Origin of the sequence: Trichocoleus sp. FACHB-46 (assembly GCF_014695385.1) — a bacterium.
Taxonomy (GTDB): Bacteria; Cyanobacteriota; Cyanobacteriia; order FACHB-46; family FACHB-46; genus Trichocoleus.
The window spans coordinates 1-2,888 of sequence record NZ_JACJOD010000055.1 but is presented as its reverse complement, the minus strand read 5'-3'; the positions used below and the strand labels follow the sequence as shown (position 1 = coordinate 2,888).

The 2,888-nt window shown below is 49.3% G+C and carries 4 protein-coding genes; all 4 read left to right on the top strand.

The window, feature by feature from the left end; genetic code table 11:
• Window positions 1–119: 119 nt before the first annotated feature.
• Genes H6F72_RS25645 through H6F72_RS25630 form a run of 4 tightly spaced genes read left to right on the top strand, consistent with a single transcriptional unit; the run spans window position 120 to window position 2,787 of the window.
• Window positions 120–353: a hypothetical protein gene (locus tag H6F72_RS25645; protein ID WP_190442235.1), complete on the top strand. Its 234-nt coding sequence runs from the start codon at window positions 120–122 to the stop codon at window positions 351–353.
• Window positions 354–358: 5 nt separating this feature from the next.
• Complete coding sequence (locus H6F72_RS25640; protein WP_190442233.1) at window positions 359–511, top strand: hypothetical protein; 153 nt, start codon at window positions 359–361, stop codon at window positions 509–511.
• A gap of 60 nt (window positions 512–571) precedes the next feature.
• Window positions 572–1,783: a response regulator gene (locus tag H6F72_RS25635; RefSeq protein ID WP_190442231.1), complete on the top strand. Its 1,212-nt coding sequence runs from the start codon at window positions 572–574 to the stop codon at window positions 1,781–1,783.
• Window positions 1,777–2,787, top strand: a complete 1,011-nt coding sequence (locus tag H6F72_RS25630; RefSeq protein ID WP_190442229.1) for a PleD family two-component system response regulator — start codon at window positions 1,777–1,779, stop codon at window positions 2,785–2,787. The genes H6F72_RS25635 and H6F72_RS25630 overlap by 7 nt, the downstream gene beginning before the upstream one ends.
• The last annotated feature ends 101 nt before the right edge of the window (window positions 2,788–2,888 follow it).

Sequence of the window (2,888 nt, the reverse complement as noted above, 5' to 3'; positions counted from 1 at the left end):
TCGCCTACCAAAGCGGCAAGACCGTTTACCAGATCAAGCATGGGATGCTGTCAAACTACTTGATTGAGCAACTCAAGAACCCATCCGTTCAAATGTCCCTTGCGTAAGTCCTGGACATCTTGGATTTCTCGAAAATTGAGTCTGGGAAACTGGATTTGGAGCAGCAGTCGTTCAATTTGCGGGCTTGTGTCGAGCGATCGCTGGATTTATTGAGTTCTCAGGCATCAGACAAAGGCTTGGAGTTAGCCTATCGGATCGAACCCTCTGTGCCTCGGGCGATCGTGGGCGATGCGGCCCGCCTCAGTCAAATTTTGCTGAACCTGTTGAGCAATGCCACAAGTTCACAGAGGTAGGAGAAGTGACTGTTGCCATTACGGCTCAAACAATACAGCAAACGGCTGAGGTTGAAAGGACTTGCTCGGACTATGAGCTGCAATTTGCCGTGAAAGATACAGGAATGGGCATTCCCAAAAATCGGATGCACCGCCTATTTACAGCAGTTCTCAGATGAATATTCATCTGAGAACTGCTGTATCTCCAAGCAGGTTTTGACGATCCGCAACCGCAGCTGATGGGTAAGCGCTTGTTGATCCTAGAAGAACACCTGACGAATCAACAACTCTTGGTACAGCAAGCTCAATCTTGGGGAATCCTGGTCCAGGCTACTGGGTCTAGCCAGGAAGCCATCGATTGGCTGGCTGAAGGAGCCACTTTTGACTTTGTGATCCTAGATCCTCTGAAGCCAGATGCTGCGAGCCAGATGCTTCTGACCACGATGAGTGAGCAATGGGGGCCTCAAAACCCATGTCTGATTACCCTTACATCCGTCGGTAAAGAGTTGCCTGAAGCGTTGGAGTCTCAGGTCGCAGGCTGCTTGCCCAAGCCGATTAAACAATCGCAACTCTACAACCTCCTGACTCAAATTGTCAGTGGTCAGCGGGTTAGCCACAAGCAAGTTTATCGCCACACAGTTCATATTGAGCGATTGGCCGAGCGTCTCTCCTTGCGTATTCTGCTGGCGGAAGATCATCCTGTGAACCAGAAGCTGGCATTGATGTTTTTGCAGCAGATGGGTTATCGAGCTGAGGTGGCAAGTAATGGCCTAGAAGTGATAGAAGCCTTACAACGGCAGCACTATGACGTGGTATTGATGGATGTGCGGATGCCTGAAATGGATGGCTTGACCGCAACTCGCTATATCTGTGAGCAATTCCCTACCCACTCTCGTCCTCGCATTATTGCCATGACTGCTAACGCCTTGCAGGGCGATCGCCAAATGTGTCTAGACGCAGGAATGGATGATTACCTTGCCAAGCCAATTCGAGGTACTGAACTGGTGCAAGCCTTGAGTCAGTGCCAAGCGATTCGTCAACCATCAGCCAACATGCCACAGCCCAATAGCAGGATAAGAGCTAACTTGAAAGCTGAGCCTGTCACGTTTGATCCCAAAACCTTGCAAGACCTGAGGGCAATGGCAGGGGACGAGGCAACCGAATTTGTGCAGGAGTTTATTGATTGTTACTGCGACCATGCCCCGCAGTTATTACAGACCATCCAAATGGCGATCGCTCAAGAGGGTGTTTCTAGCTTGCAACATGCGCTTCACAGTCTCAGGGAGTCTAGTGCTTCCATCGGAGCCAAGCGGCTGGCTCAACTTTGTCTAGAACTAGAACGGTTGACCGAAGGACAAATTCTAGCAGGCACAGAGATTCATATAGCCAAGATTACTGATGAGTTTGACAAAGTTTTAGCGGCTTTAGAAGTGGAGAGATCCTCATGTTAACGCCAGAAACCAACTCCACTGAAACGGCTCCACCCCTGGTTCTGATTGTGGATGATGATCCCTTAATGCGGCTGCAACTTAAACGGGCCATGAAGCAGCTAGGCTACCGAGTGGCAGAGGCAACCGATGGCACTCAAGGTTTAGATCTTTACCTGCAACTCCACCCTGATCTGGTAGTGCTAGATGCTTTGATGCCTGTGATGGATGGATTTACCTGCTGTACCCAGTTACAAGCGCTGCCTAGTGCTGATCGAGTGGAGCCTGATCCGGTTTTGATGATTACTGCCTTAGAAGACGAGGCCTCAGTCGATCGAGCTTTTGCAGCAGGGGCAGCTGACTATGTGACTAAACCGATTCACTGGGCTGTGCTTAACCAGCGAGTTCGCCGCCTGATTCGGCAAGCTCAGTTGCAACAGCAGCAAGCGTTACTACAGCAGCAATTACAAGAAGCAAATTTCGCCCTACAACATCTAGCGACGACAGACAGCTTGACAGGTTTAGCAAACCGACGGCGCTTTGATGAATACTTTGCTCAAGAATGGCGACGAATGGCAAGAGAGCAACAACCGCTCTCCCTCCTCTTATGTGATGTAGATTTCTTCAAGCTATATAACGATACCTACGGACATCAAGCCGGGGATAGCTGCTTGCAGGAGGTGGCTAAAGCCCTGAATCGCATGATGAAACGTTCAAGTGATCTAGCGGCTCGCTATGGCAGCGAAGAATTTGCAGTGATTCTATCTAATACGGATGAAAGCGGTGCTCTATTCATCGCTGAGGCAATTTGTACCAGCATTCGAGAATTAAAAATTGCTCATAGCCGTTCAAAAATTGGCGAGCATGTCACCCTCAGTTTGGGAGTAGCAACGATTGTGCCTCTTATGCAAGCGAGCCTTGAGCTTTTCTTTACAGCAGCGGATGCCGCGCTTTACCGAGCTAAAGCGGAGGGACGCGATCGCTACTGCATCCAAAGTAGTGCCAGCTTCAGTTCATGGTGGTCCTAAAGATGTAAGGATAAGGAAAATGAAGTTAAATCAATGATTCATGTCTGCCTCTTTACCTGCTTGTTCTGCTTGTAACTCCACTCATATCGTCAAGAATGGCA